The sequence below is a fragment of the Mucilaginibacter sp. Mucisp73 genome, assembly GCF_059491465.1.
On record NZ_CP168507.1, the window covers coordinates 367,456 to 390,751 of the forward strand.

The 23,296-nt window shown below is 44.1% G+C and carries 19 protein-coding genes and 1 pseudogene; 11 read left to right on the forward strand and 9 right to left on the reverse strand.

Features of this window, described 5'->3' with window-relative positions; translation table 11 throughout:
- Positions 1-24 precede the first annotated feature (24 nt).
- A complete protein-coding gene (gene hemC, locus ACEN82_RS01615; RefSeq protein WP_413322930.1) occupies positions 25-1,599 on the reverse strand; it encodes a hydroxymethylbilane synthase in 1,575 nt (524 codons plus the stop codon).
- 743 nt (positions 1,600-2,342) lie between these two features.
- On the opposite strand from hemC, the gene ACEN82_RS01620 reads away from it, so the two are divergent.
- A complete protein-coding gene (locus tag ACEN82_RS01620) occupies positions 2,343-5,999 on the forward strand; it encodes an ABC transporter permease (protein WP_413322929.1) in 3,657 nt (1,218 codons plus the stop codon).
- A gap of 141 nt (positions 6,000-6,140) precedes the next feature.
- Here ACEN82_RS01620 and ACEN82_RS01625 read toward each other — a convergent pair whose 3' ends face one another.
- A complete protein-coding gene (locus ACEN82_RS01625) occupies positions 6,141-6,587 on the reverse strand; it encodes a hypothetical protein (protein ID WP_413322928.1) in 447 nt (148 codons plus the stop codon).
- A gap of 214 nt (positions 6,588-6,801) precedes the next feature.
- Here ACEN82_RS01625 and ACEN82_RS01630 point away from each other — a divergent pair, with 214 nt between their 5' ends.
- Positions 6,802-7,863: a sensor histidine kinase gene (locus ACEN82_RS01630; protein WP_413322927.1), complete on the forward strand. Its 1,062-nt coding sequence runs from the start codon at positions 6,802-6,804 to the stop codon at positions 7,861-7,863.
- A gap of 12 nt (positions 7,864-7,875) precedes the next feature.
- Positions 7,876-8,595 (forward strand): LytR/AlgR family response regulator transcription factor, encoded by a 720-nt coding sequence (locus ACEN82_RS01635; protein WP_413323177.1) that lies wholly within the window; start codon positions 7,876-7,878, stop codon positions 8,593-8,595.
- Positions 8,596-9,009: 414 nt separating this feature from the next.
- Here the strand turns inward: ACEN82_RS01635 and hemA are convergent, their stop codons facing one another.
- Positions 9,010-10,236: a glutamyl-tRNA reductase gene (gene hemA, locus ACEN82_RS01640; RefSeq protein WP_413323176.1), complete on the reverse strand. Its 1,227-nt coding sequence runs from the start codon at positions 10,234-10,236 to the stop codon at positions 9,010-9,012.
- A gap of 168 nt (positions 10,237-10,404) precedes the next feature.
- On the opposite strand from hemA, the gene ACEN82_RS01645 reads away from it, so the two are divergent.
- Both ACEN82_RS01645 and ACEN82_RS01650 read left to right on the forward strand, forming a co-directional pair.
- Entirely contained in the window at positions 10,405-10,791 is a 387-nt protein-coding gene (locus ACEN82_RS01645; protein ID WP_413323175.1) for a DoxX family protein, read from the forward strand.
- Between the two features lie 44 nt (positions 10,792-10,835).
- Complete coding sequence (locus ACEN82_RS01650) at positions 10,836-12,362, forward strand: carbon-nitrogen hydrolase family protein (protein WP_091165564.1); 1,527 nt, start codon at positions 10,836-10,838, stop codon at positions 12,360-12,362.
- A 132-nt stretch (positions 12,363-12,494) separates the two neighbouring features.
- Here the strand turns inward: ACEN82_RS01650 and ACEN82_RS01655 are convergent, their stop codons facing one another.
- The 4 genes from ACEN82_RS01655 to ACEN82_RS01670 all read right to left on the reverse strand — a co-directional run bounded on the left by ACEN82_RS01655 (position 12,495) and on the right by ACEN82_RS01670 (position 15,562).
- The gene (locus ACEN82_RS01655; protein WP_495644062.1) at positions 12,495-13,334 is read right to left on the reverse strand and encodes a transposase; all 840 of its coding nucleotides are present in this window, start codon (positions 13,332-13,334) and stop codon (positions 12,495-12,497) included.
- Positions 13,297-13,848, reverse strand: a complete 552-nt coding sequence (locus tag ACEN82_RS01660; protein ID WP_495644063.1) for an IS110 family transposase — start codon at positions 13,846-13,848, stop codon at positions 13,297-13,299. The genes ACEN82_RS01655 and ACEN82_RS01660 overlap by 38 nt, the downstream gene beginning before the upstream one ends.
- A gap of 348 nt (positions 13,849-14,196) precedes the next feature.
- Positions 14,197-14,667, reverse strand: coding sequence for a YybH family protein (locus ACEN82_RS01665; protein ID WP_413321717.1), 471 nt, complete (start codon positions 14,665-14,667; stop codon positions 14,197-14,199).
- Between the two features lie 79 nt (positions 14,668-14,746).
- Positions 14,747-15,562 (reverse strand): DUF6597 domain-containing transcriptional factor, encoded by an 816-nt coding sequence (locus tag ACEN82_RS01670; RefSeq protein WP_413321716.1) that lies wholly within the window; start codon positions 15,560-15,562, stop codon positions 14,747-14,749.
- A 167-nt stretch (positions 15,563-15,729) separates the two neighbouring features.
- Between ACEN82_RS01670 and ACEN82_RS01675 the strand changes: the two genes are divergently transcribed.
- From ACEN82_RS01675 to ACEN82_RS01690, 4 genes are all read left to right on the forward strand, one after another.
- Positions 15,730-16,560 carry an alpha/beta hydrolase family protein gene (locus ACEN82_RS01675; RefSeq protein WP_413321715.1) on the forward strand — a complete coding sequence of 277 codons (831 nt, stop codon included), beginning with the start codon at positions 15,730-15,732 and terminating at the stop codon, positions 16,558-16,560.
- A 78-nt stretch (positions 16,561-16,638) separates the two neighbouring features.
- The gene (locus ACEN82_RS01680; RefSeq protein WP_413321714.1) at positions 16,639-17,643 is read left to right on the forward strand and encodes an MBL fold metallo-hydrolase; all 1,005 of its coding nucleotides are present in this window, start codon (positions 16,639-16,641) and stop codon (positions 17,641-17,643) included.
- A 182-nt stretch (positions 17,644-17,825) separates the two neighbouring features.
- Entirely contained in the window at positions 17,826-18,437 is a 612-nt protein-coding gene (locus ACEN82_RS01685; protein WP_413321713.1) for an RDD family protein, read from the forward strand.
- Between the two features lie 48 nt (positions 18,438-18,485).
- Positions 18,486-18,683 (forward strand): DUF2683 family protein, encoded by a 198-nt coding sequence (locus tag ACEN82_RS01690; protein ID WP_413321712.1) that lies wholly within the window; start codon positions 18,486-18,488, stop codon positions 18,681-18,683.
- Here the strand turns inward: ACEN82_RS01690 and ACEN82_RS01695 are convergent.
- Positions 18,678-18,890 (reverse strand): hypothetical protein, encoded by a 213-nt coding sequence (locus tag ACEN82_RS01695; RefSeq protein ID WP_413321711.1) that lies wholly within the window; start codon positions 18,888-18,890, stop codon positions 18,678-18,680. The two genes, ACEN82_RS01690 and ACEN82_RS01695, sit on opposite strands and share 6 nt — an antisense overlap.
- Positions 18,891-19,026: 136 nt before the next feature.
- Between ACEN82_RS01695 and ispG the strand changes: the two genes are divergently transcribed.
- On the forward strand, positions 19,027-21,096 hold the full coding sequence (ispG, locus tag ACEN82_RS01700; protein WP_413321710.1) for a (E)-4-hydroxy-3-methylbut-2-enyl-diphosphate synthase: 2,070 nt from the start codon (positions 19,027-19,029) through the stop codon (positions 21,094-21,096).
- A gap of 278 nt (positions 21,097-21,374) precedes the next feature.
- Here ispG and purD read toward each other — a convergent pair.
- Positions 21,375-22,649, reverse strand: a pseudogene (gene purD / locus ACEN82_RS01705) (phosphoribosylamine--glycine ligase).
- 78 nt (positions 22,650-22,727) lie between these two features.
- Here purD and ACEN82_RS01710 point away from each other — a divergent pair.
- Complete coding sequence (locus tag ACEN82_RS01710; protein WP_413321708.1) at positions 22,728-23,285, forward strand: hypothetical protein; 558 nt, start codon at positions 22,728-22,730, stop codon at positions 23,283-23,285.
- Positions 23,286-23,296: the final 11 nt, after the last annotated feature.

Consider the following 23,296-nt stretch of genomic DNA (forward strand, 5'->3'; position numbering starts at 1 on the left):
ATGAACCATCAACTATGAACTAACCTATAATCCAAACACTGCCTCTGCCAGCCCAACTTCGTCGGGCGAGTAGGGGAGCGTGTATTTTACACCCATTTCGTCAAATTTTTTGCCGGTTGATTTACCTATGGCCACTACCTTTTGGTATGGGTCGAGCAGATTATCGGCAAAGTAGGCTTCCACGTTAGATGGACTGGTAAACACCAACACATCGGCGCCGCTGGCTTCTACGTCTTCTTCCAAAACGGTTTCGTAAACCGGCAGGTCGATGATTTTGGTATCGGCAGATAAGCCTTGCTGGATACTCCTCATCGGACTTTCAGCTCCCGGAAACAGCACTATTTTTCCGTTTGCCAGTTTGGCAAATTCTTCGGCTACCTCGGCGGTATCTGTACCTTCGCCAACATAGTCGGTAAAGTGACCTTTGCGGCGCAGCATTTCTTCGCTGCCGCTACCCATTACCCCAAATTTTACCTTTTTAGGGAACTGTGGGTTCAACTGGAAAAAGTATTCAACAGCGTTTTTGCTGGAGAAGAATACCCAGTCGATATTTTTCAATATATACGAGTCAAAGCGGGTGATCACGGGCACCGTACGGATGAGCGAACGGTCTTCTATTGCAATGCCATGTTTTTCAAGCGCTTTGCGGAAATAGCTTTGTTCACCAAGCTCGCGCGAAATAAATACACTTGACGGGTGCTTACGGTCTTTTGCAAACTTGGCTACTACCTTTTCGGCCAAACCTTCGGTAGTTGGCGCTTCTAAAAACAACCTGTCCGGAAACTCATCGCCTTCGTTAGCTTTAGAGGTAAACACCTGGAAAAGGCCATCTTCCTTGCGGCAGTAGCAGCCTAAAGGCAGGTGGCAGCCGCCACCAAATAATTTCAATACGGTACGTTCAACAGCCAGCTCTTCGGCCACATCAGTATGGTGTAATGCCTGTAGTGCTTCAAAAAGCTCATGATCAGTTTCACGGATCTGGATAGCCAGCGCGCCCTGTGCCGGGGCCGGGATCAGTTCAACCGGGGTTATCTCTTCCACATGAAACTCGCTCAGGTCGAGGCCTAAACGGGTAACACCGGCTTTAGCCAGCATAATGGCATCATATTTTTCATCGTGCAGCTTACCAATACGGGTAGGCACGTTACCGCGAAGTTCTTCAATTTCAAGATCGGGACGGTGGGCCAGGAGCTGGGCTTTGCGCCGGTTTGACGAGGTGCCAACAATAGCACCATATTTAACAGATAGCTTTTGATGAACATCGACACAGTCTTTCAGGATCAACAACAGTTCAGCCGGGTCTTCCCGTTCTGAAACTGCTGCGATGATGAGTCCCGGAGGATTTTCGGTAGGCAGGTCCTTATGTGAATGCACGGCAATATCAATAGTGCCGGCTATTAACTCTTCTTCTAATTCTTTGGTAAAAAAGCCTTTACCCTCCAGTTTGTCAAAACTGAGGTTCAAGATCCGGTCGCCCTGGGTTTTAATGATCTTTAACTCGGCGGTAATGTTAATGGCAGCAAGGCTGTCTTTAACGAAATTGGCCTGCCATAAAGCCAATTCACTGCCACGGGTTCCTATAATCAGTTTTCTGTCCAAAAGAATGAATGTTTGCAGCTGCAAATTTAATTTTTTATGCCGATGATAAGGTACAACAACTTAATGAATTATTGTTAATTGCAACAAAATGACTGTAATGTGTGGGTTTAGATAGTTGAACAAATTTCCCCCACATATCACATACTTAACATATTTGCCACAGCGCACAGCCTTGCAGCAGCGGACGTAACTTTGTAACAAAGCGGGTGTCCCAATTCTTTGATTCCAAAAAAAATGAAAAAACTCCGCCGCCTCTTTTCTTTAAAAATAGCTATGTTCCATTTTTTAAGAGTGAAACGGTGAAAACGTATTAATGGCATTATCGCTTGATAATCAGTATTTTATATTTTTATGCGAAACATTGATAAATTACTGATAATCAACACTTAAAACTTTAAGGCGTGTTTATTTGGTGTTTCATGATTGTTGAATATAGGAGCTGATTTTTTGAGTTGATTTTTATCGTTTTTGAGAGTTTTTTAAATCGGCGCAGCTGTTTGAATTGGTTGGTGACAAAGTACTGCCACCATTGGTTAAAGCAGGAATGCTTAGTTTGTGCGTTCTCTGTATATGAAGAAGCTACGCTTCGTCACGGGCTATTGCCGGCCGATTTCAAATACAACGGTTCAAATCCGTACAACCCAACGTCCGCTTTCATTACAATAGTTGTGTTTTATGAAAATGTAATCACTATATTTCAATAAGTTATAAAGATGGAATAACCTTTGAAGCAATAGTGCAACTTGACCGCATACATTTTCCATATCACCCCTTACGACCTTGCTTTTTTGGCAACGATATTTATCGGGCTTACTTTTAGCCTGCTGTTATGGTTTACCAAAAATATTAATCGGAGTGCAAACCGCTTGCTTGCCTTAGCAATGCTGACCATTGTTTTATGGATGGCCCGGGTGTTGGGAGAAAGCATTGGGCTGGGTACTTACTTCCCGCATTGGAGCCGGCTGCCGCTTCAATTTTCGCTGGCACTGGGTCCGTTCATTTATTTTTATGTACTTAAGATAACCCGGCCGGGATATAAATTACGTGGTACGGATCTGCCGCACTTCATCCCCTTGTTGCTGCAACAGGGCATTTTTGTATTGGAGATTGGGCAAAGCATCAGCACCGGCGTGGCAACTTACCACACACCTGTCTTTCAGCAAACGGGTCTGGTACTGAATATGGCAGTATTCATTTCTGTAGTTGCCTATTTGTATATTTCTTTCAGGCTGATTGAAAGCTATTATCAACAGTTGAAATTCAATCACGTAAATGACCGCTACCGCAACCAAATGCGCTGGCTGGCGCGGTTAATCAAAGCCTTTGGTTTTTTATGGTTATTATGGCTGCCATATGCCGTTGCAGATTTTTTTTATTTCCACTGGTTAGGAACCCACGTGTACTATCCCTTGTATTTGCTGTTAGCGGGAATGATGATTTGGATAGCGACAACAGTTCATTCAAAACCGGGAGCCTCGGTTACCGAGCAGGCCTCCCCGGTTTTGAAAGCACCGGTTTCGGCGGATCTCAGGCAAAAGGGAACCTGGCTCAGGAAGGCTATGGAGACTAACCGGTATTACCAGGATGCCGAACTGAATTTGACTTCGCTTGCCGAAAAATTGGGCCTCACCGTTCATGAGCTATCCCGGATCATCAATGTAGCACTCAAGAAAAACTTTAACGATTTTATCAATGAATACCGCGTTGCGGAAGTGATCCGGAGAATGCGGGACCCCGCTTTTGGCCATATAACCCTGCTTGGCATAGCACTGGAGTCGGGGTTTAATTCAAAATCCTCCTTTAACCGCATTTTTAAACAAATGACAGGTAAAAGTCCGGCGGAATATAAAAACGTGGCCCAAAAAGAGTTCCCAAGTTATAACTTAAGACGACACATCCAGTTTGCAGGGGTAATTTCGAAGCATGAAACCACAATTATGTGGCCTTCCCGGAAATTAAACCGCAACTATATGTTCAAAAATTATTTTAAGATCGCGTGGCGTAATATCACCCGTCACAAAAGTTACTCGGCCATTAATGTAGCCGGGCTGGCGGTGGGCATTGCGGCCTGCCTGCTGATATTTGTAGTTGTTCAATATGAGTTGAGCTTTGATACCTATCAACCCGGTTATAAAAGCACTTATCGCATCGTTACCAAAAAAGACAGGGAAGGCAATATCAGGTATAGTGCCGGGATCTCAACACCCGCTGTAGATGCTTTTCGTCTTTATTTCCCACAGGCTACCATTGCAGGTATCAATGCCATTTATGGCAGCCAGATCGTAGCCCCGGCGGCTAACGGGAACGCCGCCGGCGATAAAAAGTTTGTTGAGAACACCGGCATAATGTTTGCCGAACCTCAGCTTTTCGATATTTTTTCAGCAACCTGGCTTGCCGGTAGTGCATCAGCTATAAAAGAGCCTAATATGGTGGTGATTGATAAAAGCAGTGCCATAAAATATTTTGGTAACTGGCAGTTGGCCGTAGGAAAAACACTGAGGATGGACAACCTGCTAACGCTGAAGGTTGCTGGTGTGATACAGGATTTACCTCCAAATACCGACCTGCCGTTTAAAGTGTTGATTTCGTACATCACCTGGAAGAAGAACCCCAAAAGCTACCATTACGCATATACCTGGGATGAAACCAGTAGCGATTGCCAGGTATATATAAAATTTCCTGCAAATGTATTGCAAAGCAGCATCGAAAGTCAAATGCTTAGTTTTTCCGAAAAACAATTTAATAGTGATAGTAAACGCGCTGCCAGGAAAAGATATGCTGTAGCGCAGCCCTTATCGGCAATCCATTTTGACGCCAGTTTTGGCGGCACGCTGGGCGATCATGTAACCGGCAAGTCCACGCTGCGTACCTTGTCGCTTATCGCGGTGCTGATCATCGTTATGGCATCCATCAATTTCATTAACCTTTCAACCGCGCAATCCGTTGGCCGTTCCAAAGAGGTAGGCATCCGCAAAGTGCTGGGCAGCAGCCGCGGGCAATTGGTAGGCCTGGTAATTTGCGAAACGGCCATTATCGTACTAATTTCGGCCGGCCTTGCAATTTGCATAGCCGAAATAGCTTTACCGTTACTCAAACATATCGCCAGCGTTCCGGATACCATTGGTTTGTTCAATCCCGGCATATTGCTTTGCCTGGCCTGTGTAATAGTTGCAGTGATACTGCTTTCAGGAGTATATCCGGCAATTATCGTATCGGGATTTAAACCTGTTGAGGCGTTGAAAAATAAGATTAATTCGGCAGCTGTTGGTGGTATATCGCTCCGCCGTGTGCTGGTAGTTACCCAGTTTACCATTTCACAGTTGCTGATTATCGGAACAGCTATCGCCGTTAAACAAATGGATTTTGTAAACAATGCCGACCTCGGGTTTAATAAAGAAGCCGTATTGGCCATACCATGCCCTGCCGATAGCATCGGTTTATCACGAATGAACAGCTTTAAACAGCAGGTGCTTACCTTGCAGGGTGTAAAGGCAGCCAGTTTTTCGGCCGACGCGCCATCGTCATCGCATAATAATTCAAGCAATTTCTACTTCAATCATTCAGATAAAGATCCTGGCTTTGATATTTTCATGAAAGTTGTCGACGCCGATTACTTTAAAACTTTTGGCCTCAGGTTTATAGCAGGCAAAAGCTATGAACCCAGCGATACCGCGCGCGAACTGGTGGTTAATGAAACTTTTATACGCAAATTGGGTATTAAACGTGCAAATGATGCTTTGGGCAAAACCCTTACCTTTGATAGTTACGGAAACCTGCCCATAGCAGGTGTTGTTGCCGACTTTAAAACAAACTCCATGCGCGAGGAAGTTAAACCGCTGGTGATGTTCCCCTCAAAACAATCGGAACAGCAAATAGCGGTAAAAATTGAAAGCCGGAGACTTGCAAAAACGGCAGCATTGGTGCAAAGTGCCTGGGAAAAGAAATATCCCGAATATGCCTACACCGGCTTTTTTGTTGACGATAGCATTGCCAAATTTTACGAACAGGAAAACCAGCTCGAACTGATCTATAAAGTATTTGCGCTCATCGCCATTTTTATCTCCTGCCTTGGCTTATACGGCCTGGTATCGTTTATGGCGGTACAGCGCACAAGAGAGGTAGGGATCCGAAAGATTTTAGGCGCATCAGTAAGCAGCATTGTGTACCTGTTTTCAAAGGAATTTTTAGCTCTTATCGTGGTGGCATTTATGATTGGCGCGCCCCTTGCCTGGTACCTGATGAACGGATGGCTGCAAACTTTCGCCTATCGTATTTCGCCGGGCTTATGGGTTTTTATGGCAGCCATTACAACTTCGTTATTGATAGGCTGGTTCACGGTAGGTTACAAAGCGTTAAAAGCCGCGCTGGCGAACCCTGTAAAAAGTTTGAGGACAGAATGATCAGGAAGATTATTGTGAGACTACCTTCTCATCAGGGTCTCTCGTAGAGGACCCTGATGTATACACCATGCTGATTCGATGTTTCAGCGAGCCTCAGGGTCAGACCCTGATGGGAACAGGTGTTTGTTTCTCACAATCGTCTTACCGCAGCATGGCCAGCATTTCACCATTAGGCAGCTCGTGTGAAGCATAATGCAAGCTGAGTTCATGATTACTGTTTTTCTTTTCCAACTGTAAGAGTTCTTTCACCGGCACTGTCATAGCAAAATCCGAGGCATCAGCAAAAGCCCATTTCTTCAGTGTGTTTCCTTTTTCATCCTGTAGGGTAAGGCTGCGGCCGGTGCCCGGGCCTTTCATCCGGCAGTGGGTATACTTAATGCGCAGCTCGTCGCCTTCATTTGCTTTATCCAGTTTCAGCACCCTTAAACTTACCGGCTGGTTCACATATTGCTTTAGGATAAGCTTGTTGTTTAGATAGATCTCGTAACCATCCAGCCCGAATTTGTTGGTGAAACCCAATGCGGTGAAGCTTAGGGTGATCAGCGTAAATAATCCTATAAACGCATGATGGAATTTGATGTGTTTCATGATCATAAGTTTTAAATGAAATCTTCGGTTGTTTGTTAGTGCAATATTAAACGGATTGAAAATCAGGCAGAAAATTAGTAGACCAACAACCGGAATAATAGATATCAGCTTTTTTATCCTTACCTTCCTCTACTATTTGTGCAGTTTGTCGATATAATTTTGCAGGCCGGATGCTTTTGGTTTCTTTTATACTTAATGATAACGAAACACTAAAATGGATGCGCTGGATAAACCAATCTCGCTGCCGTTTTTAAAACGCAGTACTACCTTAAGGCATGCCCTGATGCATAGTGCTTACTGGGTACTGATCACCGGCTTTTTCATTTATGAGAAAAGGTATCTCATATATAAAGCCAGCATGCCTTACTTTGTAGCCTGCGTGGCCGGTCGCATTGTGCTGCTTATCATTATAGCCTATCTTAACCTGCAATATTTTTTGCCGCGGTACCTGTTAAAGAAGCGGTACCTTGGTTATTTTACAGCAATTACCTTGTCGGTAATTGGGTATTTGGCCGCTCAAAGCCTGTTTGATTTTTACCTGTATGGCTACGTAGTAGGCCCCATGCGCAACAGTAACCTGCTGGAGTCATTATCCTACAACTTTTTTAGCACGTTGTGGTACCTGGGGTTGATGCTGGCGCTCAAATTAAGTATGGACTGGTATGGGCAGCAGTTAGTCATTCAGAAAATCACCGTAGAAAAGCTGAACGCCGAAGTTAATTTTCTGCGTGCACAGGTAAACCCGCATTTTCTGTTTAATGTCCTGAATAACCTCTACGCACTAACGCTTAAAAAATCAGAACTCGCACCGGATGTGGTACTGAAGCTATCAGAAATGATGGAATATATGCTGTATGATAGTACCGGCGAAAAAGTGCCATTGGAAAAAGAGATCAGCTATCTCAATAACTATATGGAGCTGGAACGGCTGAGGTTTAGCGGCGAGGCTGCCATTGACCTGAATATTAACGCGGACTTGAGCGGACATGAAATTGCCCCGCTGCTGTTGCTGCCCCTGGTTGAAAATGCTTTTAAACACGGACTGGGCAGGCAAACTAAAAGCGGCTGGCTAAAGGTGAATATCAGCCTGGAGCAGCCAACGCTGGAGGTAATTATTGAAAATGCCAAACCAGTATCGGTAGTTAATAATAGTAAGGGAGGGATAGGGCTCGACAATTTGCGAAAGCGCCTCAACTTGCTTTATCCGGCCAGGTATACACTGCAACTGGAAGATAGAAAAGATGCTTTTTGGGTTAAACTGCTGATTGAGTTATAAGGACGGATTAATATGGAAGCGATGCTGAAATTTGTGGTAGTAGATGATGAGCCACTCGCGCTTGAAATATTGGATGGTTACCTGAAAAGGATTGATCATGTGCATTCGGTGTTTTTGTTCAGCAATGCGGCCGATGCTTTACATCATTTAAAAGATCACCACGCTGATGTATTGCTGCTGGATATAGAGATGCCGGAAATGACAGGGATCCAATTTCTGAAATTACTGCCAGAACCCCCACTGACTGTTTTTACCACAGCCTACCGCAACTATGCCTTTGAAGGCTATGAACTGGGCGTAATTGATTTTTTGCTGAAACCGATATCATTTAAGCGTTTCGAACAGGCCATTGACAAGATAAGGGAGTTCCTGGCCCTGAAAGCACAGTATGATCATGCAGATGACCTGCCGGCGAGTGAAAGCATCGATTTTGTTTTTGTTAAAAGCGGTGTACAGCGCATTAAGCTTTACTTTAATGAGGTTACGCACATCCAGGGCTTAAAAGATTATGCTATCATTTATACAAGCAAAGAAAAGATCCTGTTAAAGGGTTCCATTAAAGCTATGCTGGATATTTTTCCGCAGAAACGTTTTGTGCGGGTACATAAATCCTTTATTATATCTGTTAATAAGATAACGCGTTTGGAGAGTAACAGGATTACTTTGAATGGGCATGAAATCCCGATAGGGAGGAGTTTTAAGGACGATTTGGAGCAGGTGTTAAGGGGATGATAAGACAGAATTTCGACCAGAGATAAAAAGTATCAGAAAATACCCGTGCCGTTGTTGGTGTTGTCACCAACAACCTTTCCTAACCATAGGTTCTTGTAAATTACCGAAATCTTTCGTTACTTATGGGATAGGCAGTCGCCGGGTAAGGAGTTGTTGGTGACAACACCAACAACGGCGAGGCAATATAGGTTAAGCCGAAAGCTTAACTCATTTTAGGACGAAGTTACGCTATCGCTAAACTTCGACCAGGGATAGAGACCCTGAGGGAACGGGAAACTTCGACCAGTAGTTGTAGCTATAGGAGATCAGTATCAGAAAATATTCTGGTAATTCTTTAATTCCATAAATTTGAGTTCAGACAAAAGCAAGCATTTTGTCAATCCTCAAATTCTGCAAATTCTGATTCAGACGGTTTTAGTTTTCATTGATCAATATATCTTTCGCCATAACCATGGGTACGCTGATATATTTTTTCTCCATGTAGTTGATCACCTTTTCCAGGATCTCGCGCGATTGCTCATCCAGGCCCTGTACTTCATCTGCAAAAACGGAGTTAATGGCGGTATTGCGGATCTCTTTGATTTTTTCAGGTACCTGGCGCATAGCTACTTCAATACGGCGCTGTTTAAGCTGCTGTACAAATTCGGCAATGTTTTGCTCAATGATAGCTTCGGCGTGTACCAGTTCGTGGTAACGTTCCTGCAGGTTCTTTTTGGCAACTTCGTTAAGCGAGTGCACTTCGATAAAGTTAACCGGGAATTGCTCCAGTACTTCGGGAGCGGTATCGTTAGGGATGGCAAGATCGACAATGGTTTTCCTGCCGGTTTCGCCGTTGAGCAGCGATTGGTAAATTTCGGTGGTGATGATTGGCTCAACTGCCGATGTGCAGGTGATAATGGCATCAAAACCTTTTTTATAGGTTTTCAAAGCTTCGAGGTCAAACGCTTCACCGCCCAAATCGGCAGCTAATTTTTTGGCATTGGCCACGGTACGGTTAAATACCGCGAAGTTTGAAAATTTATGTTTTTGAAGATATTTGGAAATGTTACGGTTAGTTTCGCCTGCGCCGATGATCAATACACGGGCATTTGAACAAAGATTAAGGTCTTTAAGCTTGCGGTAAGCCAGCGATACTACCGAGATTGGGTTTTTGGAGATGTTGGTATGCGTATAAACTTCCTTGGCTGTTTTTACCACGCAGTTCATGATCATGCGCATGGCATCGCCGGTTAGGCCGGCCTCTTTGCAATGTTCATATGCTTTGCGTAACTGGGCCAGGATTTCCTTTTCGCCTACGATCAAACTCTCCAGCGAACATGAAGTGCGCAATAGGTGCACCATGGCTTCCTGGTCTTCATAAATAGACGCGCTATCCATAAAAGTACTCAGTGAATCATGGCAAAGCTCTGTGTTAAAGGCTTCTATGAATTTTTTGGCAAAATCTTTGTCAACAGATTGTGGGGTTGTCATTACAAATTCCACACGGTTACAGGTAGCCAGGTAGAAGATCTCCGGGATATTGAACTGCTTTTTAACCTGTGCAAGTTTATCTGTCAGATTTTCCTGGCAAACCACCAATCTACCCAATTCCTTCAGTTCAATCTGTTTGTGCGTAAAAGCTATTACCTTTAGATACTTCAAAGCAGTTTTAAAATTTGACCGAACAAAAGTATCACTATTCGGCACATCCAATGTCAACACTTTGTCAAACAGGCTTATTTGGAATGGTTATAAATTGCAAAAACGGCTTGTTTTGCAGTATTTAAACTGTTTTACAATACGTATCACAAAATATTTGTAAATTAAAACATGGATAAGTATAAAAAAATAAGCCTGGTGATACTCGTGGCGTTTTACGTGCTTGCAGGCCTCAATCACTTCCGTGATCCTGACTTCTATTATGCCGTAATGCCCAATAACCTGCTTTACCCTGAGACTGTTAACCTCCTTGCCGGGATTGCCGAAATTTCATTAGGTTTGTTACTTATACCAACTAAAACACGGTACTGGGCTGCCTGGGGAATTGTTTTAATGTTGATTGCCTTTTTGCAGATCCACGTGAGCATGGCATTTAAAGCGCCAATGAAGTTAAATTCCATAACGGTTACACCTTTTTTAGCATGGCTGCGCCTATTCCTGCAGTTTGTGCTGATCTACTGGGCCTGGTGGCATACAACCGATACTAAAAAAGCTTAAACCAAAACAGCGTTTGGCTGTTGCTATCGAAGCAAAATAAAAATATGGATCTGCAAAGTATTGAAATGCGCAACCTGGAAGTACAGGACTACCAGGAGCTAAAAAAGTCAATGAAATCGGCCTATATGGATATGGACGAGGACTATTGGGATGCCAATTCAATCCGTCGGCTCATCAAAATATTCCCCGAAGGGCAGATCTGCATTACCGTTAACGATACGGTTGTTGGCTGTGCACTGGCTATTATAGTCGATTACCAAAAATTTGGCGACAATCACACCTACAAGCAAATTACCGGCGACAGTACCTTTAAAACCCATAATGACAAAGGGGATGTACTGTACGGTATTGATGTGTTTATCCATCCTAAATATCGCGGCTTGCGACTTGCACGGAGGTTGTACGATGCCCGCAAGGCCCTTTGCGAAAAACTGAACCTGAAAAGTATTATTGCCGGCGGGCGTATCCCCAATTATCAGAAATTTCAGAACGAGCTTACCCCCCGTCAGTATATTGATAAAGTAAAATATAAGGAGATCTACGACCCTACTTTATCGTTCCAGTTATCTAACGATTTTCACGTGCGCAAGGTGTTGCGGAATTACCTGCCCGAGGATAGCCGCTCAAAAGGTTTTGCTACACTTATTGAGTGGAACAACGTGTATTACGAGGAAGTAAGTGATGTTATCAATCATAAAACAGTAGTACGTATTGGGTTGGTACAATGGCAGATGCGTTCGTACAGTAACATCAGCGAACTGATGAAACACGCCGAATATTTTGTTGATGCGGTGAGCGATTACCAGGCCGATTTTATCCTGTTCCCCGAGCTGTTCAATACACCGCTCATGGCCGATTATAACCACATGGATTCGGCCAAGGCCATGCGTGAACTGGCTAAATATACCCAGCCCATTATTGAGGAATTTTCAAAACTTGCGGTTTCCTATAATGTGAACATTATAGCAGGCAGTATGCCTTATATTTTTGAGGAATCGCTGTATAATGTGTCCTACCTGTTCAGGCGTAACGGCAGTATGGAGGAGGTATATAAAATTCACCCAACCCCGGCCGAGATTAGCTCATGGGGAATGCGCGGCGGCGATGAGGTGAAAGTTTTTGATACCGATTGCGGCAAAGTTGGCATCCTGATTTGTTATGATGTAGAGTTTCCGGAACTGTCACGCATTTTGGCCGGTCAGGATATGCAGATCTTGTTTGTTCCCTTCCTTACCGACACCCAGAATGGCTATAACCGGGTTAAATTTTGCGCCCAGGCACGCGCCGTTGAAAACGAATGCTATGTGGCTATCGCCGGCTGCGTTGGTAACCTGCCTAATGTAAATAATATGGGTATCAGCTATGCACAATCGGCGGTGTTTACACCTTCAGATTTTGGCTTTCCGACTAACGGGATCCAATCTGAAGCTACGCCTAACACCGAAATGATTGTTATTGCCGATGTTGACCTTTCATTGCTGGATGAGCTGCATGAGTATGGCAGCGTGCAGAATATTAAAGACAGGCGCACAGATTTGTATAACATTACTTTTAATGGGAAGAGGGTGTAGGGGAATAGTTTTAAAAAGTATAATAAGAAGCGTCATTGCGAGGTACGAAGCAATCCCCTATTGGCAGGTTCGCTCTGTATAGTTCGGGATTGCTTCGTACCTTATAATGACGTGCCTGTAAGACATTCATAATCAAGCTGCATTTTGGAGAGTAAGACCAAGTTTTTGAGCTTCTTTTTGCAGACGGCTGATCTTTCTTGCCTTTTGTAATTCGATATCCTGCTGAACTTTACTGCTATCGTAAGCCTGTTGTTTGAGTATCATATTATAGAATATCACGGCTATTTTCCTGGCCACTGCTTTAATAGCTTTAGCCTTTCCTTTGGTTGCAGCTAATTTTCGGTATTGCTGTCCTAACGGGCCCTTGCTTTGCCATAGGCAGTTTGCCGCAAGCCTGAAAGCCTGGGTAGCCGGGTTGTGTGTGATCCGTTTTTCATAGCCTACCAGCTTGCCTCCTGTTATTTTAGGACGGGGTGACAGGTTTAACCAGCTTGTAAAATGGCCTGCGGTAGGCCATTTGCTCATATCGGGCCCTGTTACTGCCAGTATCGTTAGCAGGCCGATCTCATCCAGGCCTTCCACTGCTGTCAGGTCTACGCCTAATATGGCTATTAGGTAATCTTTTAAGTTGATATGATATTGATTCTTGCGGACCATGCTCTGCTTCTTTGAGCTTTTTATCTCCGGTGCCAATAGTTTAAGCGTTTGTTCGATGTGCTGCTCATAATAAAGCATCTGCTCTTTAAAAAAGTCGTATGCCTTTAGGCTGCCCCTGAGTGTATTGATCCGGCTGTCCCGGTAGTCTCCTTCAAGAGAATGGAGCAATTCCTGCTGACTTGCTTTTAGCCGTTTATGATCGATGCTACAAAGCAGTTTTTCGGAATCTGAGATCCCTGAGCAGATCATCCGCAAAAGCTTCATGCCGCATACACCTTCAATATCGCTGATCAGGTGCTGGAACTTGATATTCATTTTGGTCAGGGTGTTTTGGATACGGTTGAGTGTATCGCTTTTCTGGTCCTGGCAGATCTGATTGCCGCAGGTCCTGGTAAAAGGCCGGCGCAATATGTGATTCGCGTAAAAGGCCATGGGTAAGCAGCTTATGTAACCACTGCGCATCATTAATATCCGTTTTTCGTGCCGATACATTCCGATAATGGCTTGGGTTGATCATCACCACCTTTATGCCCCGGGACTCAAGGATACTATGCAGGGGCATCCAATAGTTGGCGGTTGATTCCATCGTTACGATCTCCACCTTTTCCCCCTGTAACAAGTCGGCCAGTTTATTAAGACTGGAGGTAAAACTGTCAAACTGTTTCAGGTGGATCTGATCCCTGGAATCAGTGTAAGATACGACCATGAGCATACTCCCTACATCGATACCGGCTGATCTGGGGTAAAGAATCCCAAATCGTTCCATCTTTTTTGAACCTGCAGGAGTTCCTGCCCCCTTCTTCTTTTTGTTTTGTTTAGCTTTGCCCATATTTTTAAAAACAGGGCAAACTCTGCCGCTTTAAAAAGTCTAAGCTTAAAAGCGCGGTAAACCACCAGTTGGTCAGAACTGGTGGTTCCCTATAATGTTTTTTGCAAAAAGCGACAGTCCCAAACTCGCAAGCGGGCTCTTAAAGGCCCCAAGGGTTATACGGGGTGTGTAGTTTGCCCGATGTTCAAGACAAATATCTTACTTCTCATTGCAATGCATGTCATTTCATTTTTTTTCAGGGCTTCCCTGATGGTTACTCGCAATGACGCTTTTTTGTTAAATATCGTCCCCTCAGGGTCTCTCGCAGAGGACCCTGAGGGACGGGGAATTATGATGTTACCGCTTGTATCAAATTTTGTGGTTGCTGTTGAATGAATCCCTGAATATTTTCCAGCCGGCTTTCGTGAGTTTCCACAATTTTAAATACTTCCCATCATCAAGAACTTTACCATTTGGGTCAAAAACCTGCCAGGTGCCTTCTTCGGTAATGTACGCTTTACCATCGCCATAGATATTGCCCGTTTGGAATTTAACCCCTTTCACTTTTCCTGCAACAAAGGTATCCTCGAAATCCTTTTTCAGTGCCTTTTTGCCATTGACAGGCAGCATATTTGGCGCCAATAATATGGCATCATCAGTATACAAGTTTATGATTGAGGCGTCACTTTTTGCAAACAGCTCATAATAAAGTGTATTTATTTTTTGAATTGAGCTTTTGATCTGCTGTAAGCCGGGATTATTTGCCTGGGCGATGCCGCTTTTGTACGTTAAGAAAAGACACAGGCATATAATTGCTGCAGTTAAGGTTTTTTGTTTCATGATCCTTTAAATATTGAATGAATAACTAAAGCGAAACTATATCCTTAAAATGGACCAAAATTGTAAAAATCGGAACAGCTTAATTATTGAGCGCGGCAGAAAAATCGGTTGAGCTTTCGGGCGAAAACCGGGAAGGGGGCGACCCGGTAAAGAATTTAAAATCCTTTATAAAATGCGACTGATCAAAGTACCCGCACTCATAAGCGATAGAGGTGAGCGATAGTTTGTTTTCGGCAACCCGGTAAAGGCTTTTTTGAAACCGTGCTATTTTAGTGTACAAGTTCGGGCTCAGCCCGGAATAGTTTAAAAATATTTTCTGAAGGTACCGGGAGGAAAGACCGTATTTAGCTGCCACTGTATTGATATTCTCCAGAAAATCCGCTCGGCTTAAGTCAAGCATGATGTTGTTAACCAGCTTTAGCCTGCTGAATTTAGGCCCTGATGCTAACAACCTTTTCATCAGAAATTCTTCCACTAAATCTATTCTCAGGTCCGGCGTTTTGGCCTCCATTAATCTCAAATGTAACAAAGCAGCTTCCTTTCCCCCCAGCTCTGTGAAATCAATGACCCGGTCATTAAATTCTTCTATCTGCTCATTAAAAAAGCAGGCAGCGGTATGGGTGAAAAAGCGGATCCCAAACATACAGTGCCTACCGTAAGAGGTAAAAGTAAATGGCTGTATAGTTTGTCCCCACAATTGAATGTCGGGGCTGGTTACCAGGTCTCCATTTTTTATTTGCTGAGGGCCATCCGCTCCCAGGTTGAATAAGATCTCAATAGCGCCGGTAGCAAACACCTTGTCATCAGTCATAACAGGAATATCTGTTTCGCACACAAAATAACATTGTATGAAATCTTTTAGTATGCCGTTAGGACGATATTCGGTATAGCGCATATTGACTGCAATCTGATATATTCAAATTTAATATAACTGTTTTGATGATTTTGCTTTTCAGGTTTAAATAAAATCTGCGAAAAGCCTGAAGGGAAAATAAGGCTTCGGCTCAGTTGCACTGATTTATTTCAATAATATTTTCGGCCTTTAATACTAAATTAGCCTCCATGATCAGGAAAGATAATTTTACCCTTCCCGGCGCTAAAGGGCGGCCAATGCTTATCGATGTTACCTACGAAGATGTTTTTAAAAATACGCCGCTGGTAGTTTTTGCGCATGGCTTTAAAGGGTTTAAAGATTGGGGCTCGCATGATCTGTTAGCCCGGTACTTTGCCGAAAAGGGTTTTCGTTTCCTGAAATTTAACTTCTCGCATAATGGCACAACGCCCGCCAATCCCTTAGATTTTGCTGATCTGACGGCCTTTGCCGATAATACCGTCTCTATTGAACTGGAAGATTTGGATACCATCATTGATTTTGCATGTAGCGGGGCAAGTATGCCTATGACTAATGGTGTATACCTCATTGGGCACAGCATGGGCGGAGGCGTAAGCATTATCAAAACTGTTGAAGATAGCCGGATTAAAAAGCTGGTAACTATGGCCTCGATATCCGGTTTCCGCAACCTGTGGCCTAAGCAAATAGAACAGCAATGGCGTTTGCAGAGCGTTTTTTACTTTGAAAATAAACGTACCGGGCAGCAAATGCCTGTTAAATCAACCTTGCTTGATGACCTGGACAGTCACCCGCTCAGGATGGATATCATCAGGCAGGCAGGTTTAATAAAACAGCCATGGCTCATCGTTCATGGTGATGCCGATCCTACGGTACCTGTAAGCCATTCCCTGCAATTGCATGAAGCTAATCCGGCAGCAGAATATGTAGTGCAAAAAGGCGCAGATCATACTTTTGGCGGCGAACATCCTTTTACCGGCGACGCTTTGCCGGCCCCGCTTGTTGAGTTTTGTAATACGGCAATATCATTCTTAAGTAAATAAAGGTTGAGCTGTTTCAACCAATCGTAACTTTTTTACGTTAGTTATATCATACCTGATATTAGTACTATAATTGCTGTTATGAGTTTACCCGCATCGCGAAAAAAAGGACGAAAATATCTCAATACCATACCTACCGATGAAGCCGGCTTTGGTAAAATGATTCCCATTTTAAGGGAGTACATGAACAACAAGGCCGAAAATACGCCTAAGAAAACTTTAGGCCCTTTTAAAACAGATCTATCGGTTTACGGTACTCCGCCAGCATCGGGTTTGCGCATTACCTGGGTTGGTCATTCCAGCATCCTGATTGAAATTGATGGCAAACGCATCCTTACCGACCCGGTTTGGAGCGAGAGGGTTTCGTTTTCGCAATCATTTGGGCCGAAGCGTTTTTTTCAGCCGCCGATAGCTTTGGATGATCTGCCTCCGCTGGATGCCGTGATCCAGTCGCACGATCATTACGACCATCTGGATAAGGCTACCATTAAGTTTTTTGCGGATAAGAACATCCCTTTTTTCTGTTCGATAGGAGTAGCGCAATATTTAACCCGCTGGGGAATGGCTGCCAACTTTATCACGGAAATGGATTGGGGCGATAGCGCCATGATTGGCAATGAAATTGTACTTACGGCAACACCCTCACGCCATTTTTCGGGCAGGGGAATTACCGGACGGAATGAAACACTTTGGTCATCATTCGTGATCAAAGGTCCGCAGCATAATATATATTTTGGTGCTGATTCGGGTTACTCGCCCGAATTTAAAGCGATAGGGAAGGCTTTTGGTCCGTTTGATTTAACCATGCTGGAGATAGGGGCCTACGGAAAATTTTGGCCGGATATTCATATGGGGCCGGATAATGCTTCAAATGCGCATCTTGATCTGAAAGGCAAACTGATGATGCCGATCCATTACGGTACGTTTAACCTGGCTCCGCATGCCTGGTATGAACCTGTTGAATGGTTAATCCCGATGGCAAAACAAAAACACATCGATCTATTTGTACCCAAGCCCGGCGAACCAACCGAAGTAAAAGGTGCCTATAATTCTGATTGGTGGAAGGAATATTTGAGCCCCCTCTAAACGGCGAAGCCTTCATGAACTCAAAAACAGAAATAACATCGTGAATAATCTCCCCCTGAGAGGGGAGACTTTCCCTCGCTTGCCCCAATGAATTGCAAGGTTGAAATAATTGTGATTCGGAGTTGTGTTTGTAACTTTCCAACCTTTCAACTTTCTAACATTAAAACAGCAAGTTTGTACCCATGTCCCAATCCTACATATTAGTTATCAACGGTAAACCCGAAGGCCCTTTTACCGTTCCCGAGCTCAAAACCCGTGGCATCAAACCCGGCGATTTTGTTAAAACGGATGATATGGTGGATTACAAGGAAGCCCAGGAAATTGCCGAACTGCGGGAGCTGTTCGGCTTTGCCCGGCCTAAACTACTCATGCAATACTACGGCAGTTTTGACCAGCGCTGGCTGGCTTCGGCGCTTGACTGGTTTATCGTGTTTGGCGTATTTGTGCTACTTGCAGCTATGGCTGTATTCCTGTTTATTACAGATAAGCAGGCCCGCATCTATACCTCTATTGGCATCGTTGCTTTTACCCCCATTGGTAAATTTATTTATCATGTGGTGATGGAAAGTTCCATAAAACAAGCTACTTATGGTAAGCAAATGCTTAAAATAAAAGTAGTAGATCTGGACGGCAACCGCATCAGTGTTGGCAAAGCAGTTGGTCGTAACCTGGCTAAAATATTTTCGGTATTAACCTTTTTTATCGGTTATCTGATGGCATTTTTTAATAAACAGCAGCAATGTTTACATGATATGATTGCGGGGACACTGGTGATTAAGGATAGGTTGGTGTGAGTGTTTTGTTTACAGAATTCTGTATATTAGCTATATAATTTAAATCAGATGAAAAAGACGACAGTGCTTGAAGCGCTCAAATCGTTCGGGGATGAGGTTGACTTAGAAAAGCTAATTGGAAAGCTTTTGGCAGTTGACCGTAAAAACGAAGTTATTTATAACGCAGACTTTGTGGCGAAAATTAAAGAAAGTCAGGAAGAAGCAAGGAATGGAGAAACTCGTATAATAGACTTAAATAATTTATGATATAAACCGATTCTTAACGTGCTCAAAAGAAACATATTGGGCTTTGCCTTTTGTTTCCTCATCAAGCATTCCGTCTATCATTTTTTTATACTCATCAGTCAATTCCAAATTAACATGGTGCTGATGTAGTAAATCCTCATATTCACTTATAGGAATAATTACAGCGGTCTTTTTGCCTTTTTGATTGGTGATGAATTGAGTTGCCATTTATCAAATTTAGTGAATATTCTTTGATTTGATAACAAGTGAATTTGTCGCTAACCCAAACATTACAGCCTTTAAACATTACAACTTCCTCCCATCAAACAACTTTCGTATTTTTGTGATCTAATTTCCATCATTGATGAATACTGATGCTGTTAAAGTGCTGCCCGGTCGTTATTGTAATTCGTTAACCGAATATTCACGCTTTATTACCCGCGAGGTTAATATTGGCGACGTGCCTATGGGCGGGAATAATCCAATCCGGATCCAAAGCATGACCACTACCGATACCATGGATACCATTGGTACGGTTGAGCAATCCATCCGCATGGTTGATGCTGGTTGCGAATACGTGCGCATCACAGCCCCCAGCATCAAAGAAGCTCAAAACCTGGCTGAAATAAAAAAGCAGCTTCGCGCCCGTGGCTACACGGTGCCTTTGGTTGCTGATATCCACTTTACTCCAAATGCTGCCGAGGTAGCTGCCCGTATAGTTGAAAAAGTACGCGTAAACCCCGGCAACTACGCCGATAAGAAGAAATTCGACCAGATAGATTATACTGACCTGGAATACCAGGGCGAACTGGAACGCATCTTTCAGAAATTTACGCCGCTTGTAAAAGTATGTAAGGAGTATGGCACCGCCATGCGCATCGGCACCAATCATGGTTCGCTGAGCGACAGGATCATGAGCCGCTACGGCGATACCCCGCAGGGCATGGTTGAATCGGCCATGGAATTTATGCGGATGTGCGAGCAGTTGAATTTTTATAACCTCGTGATCTCCATGAAATCGAGCAATCCACAGGTAATGGTACAAGCTTACCGCCTGTTGGTTGAAACCATGGTTGCCGAAGGAATGAATTATCCGCTGCACCTTGGCGTAACCGAAGCCGGTGATGGTGAGGACGGTCGCATCAAATCTGCCGTAGGCATTGGCACTTTATTAGAAGACGGCCTCGGTGACACCGTGCGCGTGTCCCTCACCGAAGAACCGGAGGCGGAAGCCCCGATTGCTATTGAGCTGGTTCGACGTTACACCATGAGGGAAAAGGCGAAAGGTGAAAGGCGAAAGGTAGCTACGGAAGATAAAAACCTTTCGCCTTTAACCTTTGACCTTTTACCTTCAAAACACAACCCCTACGAATATAAAAAACGCGAAACCTACGAGGCCAACGCTTTTATAGGCGGACATTTGGTGCCGCGGGTTGTTGTCGATTTATCTAAAAAGAACCTGAAAGATCCGGCAGTGCTGAACGAAGCCGGCTACCTGTACTCGCCGCTGCTGGATAAATATAACATGGCCGAGCAATCGGTTGATTTTGTTTATTTCGCTGATGAATTGCCCTCATTTACCTTGCCGGGTAACTTAAAACAGCTTTATAATTATAACACCTGGCTTAAATTGGCCGATAAAACCAACTGTCACCCGGTATTTACTTTGCGGGAATATATTGGCGATGTCGATCGTTCATCAAAACTAAACCTGGTGCGTTTGAAACCTGCTGATATTGATTCGGAAGATTTCGGATCTATCCAGCTGGATAAGTCGCTGGTGTTTGTACTCGAAACAGAGGCTTTACATGGCATGGCCGAGCAGCGTTCTTTCTTCTTTAAAATGGAAGAGTTGGGTTTGGATGTACCGGTGATTGTGAAGAGAAGCTATTTGTTTGAGTCCGAAAGTCCGGAAGTCGGGAAGTCCGAAAGTGAGAAAGTCCATAGTCCATGGTCCATGGACCATGGACAAACTAAGCTCCAACTCTACGCCTCTACTGACCTCGGCGCTTTATTAGTTGATGGTTTTGGCGATGGCATCTGGATTGATGCGCCTGAATTGCCTACCGGGGTAATTACTTCTACTTCTTTTGGTATTTTGCAGGCTACCCGGTCAAGGATTTCTAAAACGGAATATATCTCCTGCCCAAGCTGTGGGCGTACCCTGTTCGATCTGATGGTTACTACCCAAATGATCCGCAGTCGTACCAGTCACCTTAAAGGGTTAAAGATTGGCATCATGGGCTGTATTGTAAATGGTCCCGGTGAAATGGCTGATGCCGATTACGGTTACGTAGGCTCTGGTACTGATAAAATTACCCTTTACCGTGGTAAAGAAGCGATAAAGAAAAACATCAGTTCGGCCAATGCGCTTGATGAGCTCATCAATATTATTAGAGGCGACGGCAATTGGATTGATGCGGTGCAGGAGTAATTCCTTTTTCACCACGTCATTGCGAGGTACGAAGCAATCGCGAACTGTACAGAGTAGCTGTCTTTCGTGGGATAACAAACTTACGAAGTTTCAAAAACTTCGTAAGTTTTTCGAGTAGTAAGCAAAAAAATGACCCAATGACCCATTGCGCTATGAAGGTCGTCCTGGCAGGTGGCTTAGAACGCGCGAACCTCAGGGTCCTCTATGAGAGACCCTGAGGGAACGGAAAGTTTTCGAGTTGCAAAGAAAAATGACTTAATGACTAATGACCTATTAAATTAAAGAAGGTCAAAGCCTATATCTTTCCTAAAGTACATGCCATCATAATAAATCCGGCTTGCATCAGCAGTCGCCTGTTGCAGGGCGCTGAACATATTATCCTGTACAGTGGTAATAGCTAATACACGGCCGCCGGTAGTTATTACATCATTGCCATCCATAGCGGTACCCGCGTGGAACACGATCGAGTCGCGCACGTTTTCAGTGCCGGTGATCACCTTGTTTTTCAGGTATTAGCCGGGATAACCGCCTGCAACCATTACTACGGTGGCAGCTGTTTTAGGGCTAATGATGATCTCTTTTTCGTTCAGGTTCCCTTCGGCAACACCTAACAGCAAATCAACAAAGTCCGAATCGATACGGCGCATTACGCTCTCGGTTTCCGGGTCGCCCATACGGCAGTTGTATTCAATAACCCAGGGTTCACCATTGCTGTTCATCAGGCCAATAAAAATGAAGCCTTTATAAGGGATGCCATCTTTCTTCAAACCTTCAATGGTAGGGATGATCACGCGCTCCTCTACCTTTTTCATGTAAGCAGCGTCGGCAAACGGAACGGGAGAGATAGAGCCCATGCCTCCGGTATTTAAGCCGGTATCCCCTTCGCCAATACGTTTATAATCTTTAGCCTCGGGTAAAATTTTATAGCTGTTACCATCGGTCATCACAAAAACTGAGAGCTCAATGCCTGTTAAAAATTGCTCAACAACCACGCGTGAGCTTGCTTCGCCAAATTTGGCATCGGCCAGCATAGCGGTAAGTTCGGTTTGCGCTTCCTCTAAAGTAAGGCAGATCAATACGCCTTTGCCCGCTGCAAGTCCGTCGGCTTTCAATACCACAGGTAAACCGGCAGTAGCCAAATAGGTTAGGCCATCCTGCAGGGTATCTTTGGTGAAAGTTCTGTAAGCAGCAGTAGGGATGTTATGTCTCTCCATAAACTGCTTGGAAAAATCTTTACTGCCTTCCAGCTGTGCGCCTTCCTGCTGAGGGCCAACAACCGGGATGTTTTTCAATTGTTCATCGGCCAGGAAAAAATCATGAACGCCTTTTACCAGCGGCTCTTCGGGGCCAACCAATACCAGGTTGATATCCTCTTTTAAAACAAGTGCTTTAATGCCTTCAAAATCAGTAACCTTAATATTTACGTTTGTACCGTACTGGGTAGTACCGGCATTGCCGGGAGCAATAAAAAGCTTTTCGCACTTAGGGCTTTGGGCTACTTTCCAGGCGAAGGCACTTTCCCTTCCGCCCGAACCAAGGATCAGAATGTTCATGCGGCAAAGATAGTTTTTTTAATAAGCCTTTAATACTATATATGAGGCTACTTGTGTTATAAGTAGTAAATTTACCCCATGGCCCGTAGACTCGAAAAGTTTGAAAAGCTCCCGGTATACCAAAAATCGCAGGAATTATTTGACCTGGCGGATGTAATTGCCGAATCATTAAAGGAAGACAGCATGAAAGAACATCTGGCCATACAGATGTGCAGTAATGCCGCTCTGATCCAGGCAAAAATTGCCGGCGCCGAAGGTGGCAGCCTGTATTCGCTGCGGATGCAAAATGCTGTGCTCATTAAACTTGCGGTGCAGGATATGTTTAATGCCGTATCTTTTGCATCAATGGTGAAAATTAATGAAGAGGACTATGTACAGTTGATGAGGGAAAAAGTAGAGGAGTTTCGACTGGTTTTTGTAGAATGGATCAGGGGATTTGATAAAAGCTATGATATCCCCGACAATTGGGCCATCCGCTTTGACACCAGTACGCCCGAACAGGAAAAGATGGAAGAGCTGATGTTTGATGAAGACCGCTTTTTTGGCGAATTTAATGAGGATGACGAAGACATGGGCGGCTTCGATGATTTTGACGATGATGAAGAGGATGAGGACAAAAACGACGACGATAAATAAAGCAGAACGAC

Coding starts and splice junctions, on each gene's coding strand:
- ACEN82_RS01625 (WP_413322928.1), bottom strand. CDS start 6,587: ATGAAACACATCAAATTCCATCATGCGTTTATAGGATTATTTACGCTG.
- ACEN82_RS01630 (WP_413322927.1), top strand. CDS start 6,802: ATGGATGCGCTGGATAAACCAATCTCGCTGCCGTTTTTAAAACGCAGT.
- ACEN82_RS01635 (WP_413323177.1), top strand. CDS start 7,876: ATGGAAGCGATGCTGAAATTTGTGGTAGTAGATGATGAGCCACTCGCG.
- ACEN82_RS01645 (WP_413323175.1), top strand. CDS start 10,405: ATGGATAAGTATAAAAAAATAAGCCTGGTGATACTCGTGGCGTTTTAC.
- ACEN82_RS01650 (WP_091165564.1), top strand. CDS start 10,836: ATGGATCTGCAAAGTATTGAAATGCGCAACCTGGAAGTACAGGACTAC.
- ACEN82_RS01655 (WP_495644062.1), bottom strand. CDS start 13,334: ATGAATATCAAGTTCCAGCACCTGATCAGCGATATTGAAGGTGTATGC.
- ACEN82_RS01660 (WP_495644063.1), bottom strand. CDS start 13,848: ATGGGCAAAGCTAAACAAAACAAAAAGAAGAAGGGGGCAGGAACTCCT.
- ACEN82_RS01665 (WP_413321717.1), bottom strand. CDS start 14,667: ATGAAACAAAAAACCTTAACTGCAGCAATTATATGCCTGTGTCTTTTC.
- ACEN82_RS01670 (WP_413321716.1), bottom strand. CDS start 15,562: ATGCGCTATACCGAATATCGTCCTAACGGCATACTAAAAGATTTCATA.
- ACEN82_RS01675 (WP_413321715.1), top strand. CDS start 15,730: ATGATCAGGAAAGATAATTTTACCCTTCCCGGCGCTAAAGGGCGGCCA.
- ACEN82_RS01680 (WP_413321714.1), top strand. CDS start 16,639: ATGAGTTTACCCGCATCGCGAAAAAAAGGACGAAAATATCTCAATACC.
- ACEN82_RS01685 (WP_413321713.1), top strand. CDS start 17,826: ATGTCCCAATCCTACATATTAGTTATCAACGGTAAACCCGAAGGCCCT.
- ACEN82_RS01690 (WP_413321712.1), top strand. CDS start 18,486: ATGAAAAAGACGACAGTGCTTGAAGCGCTCAAATCGTTCGGGGATGAG.
- ACEN82_RS01695 (WP_413321711.1), bottom strand. CDS start 18,890: ATGGCAACTCAATTCATCACCAATCAAAAAGGCAAAAAGACCGCTGTA.
- ispG (WP_413321710.1), top strand. CDS start 19,027: ATGAATACTGATGCTGTTAAAGTGCTGCCCGGTCGTTATTGTAATTCG.
- ACEN82_RS01710 (WP_413321708.1), top strand. CDS start 22,728: ATGGCCCGTAGACTCGAAAAGTTTGAAAAGCTCCCGGTATACCAAAAA.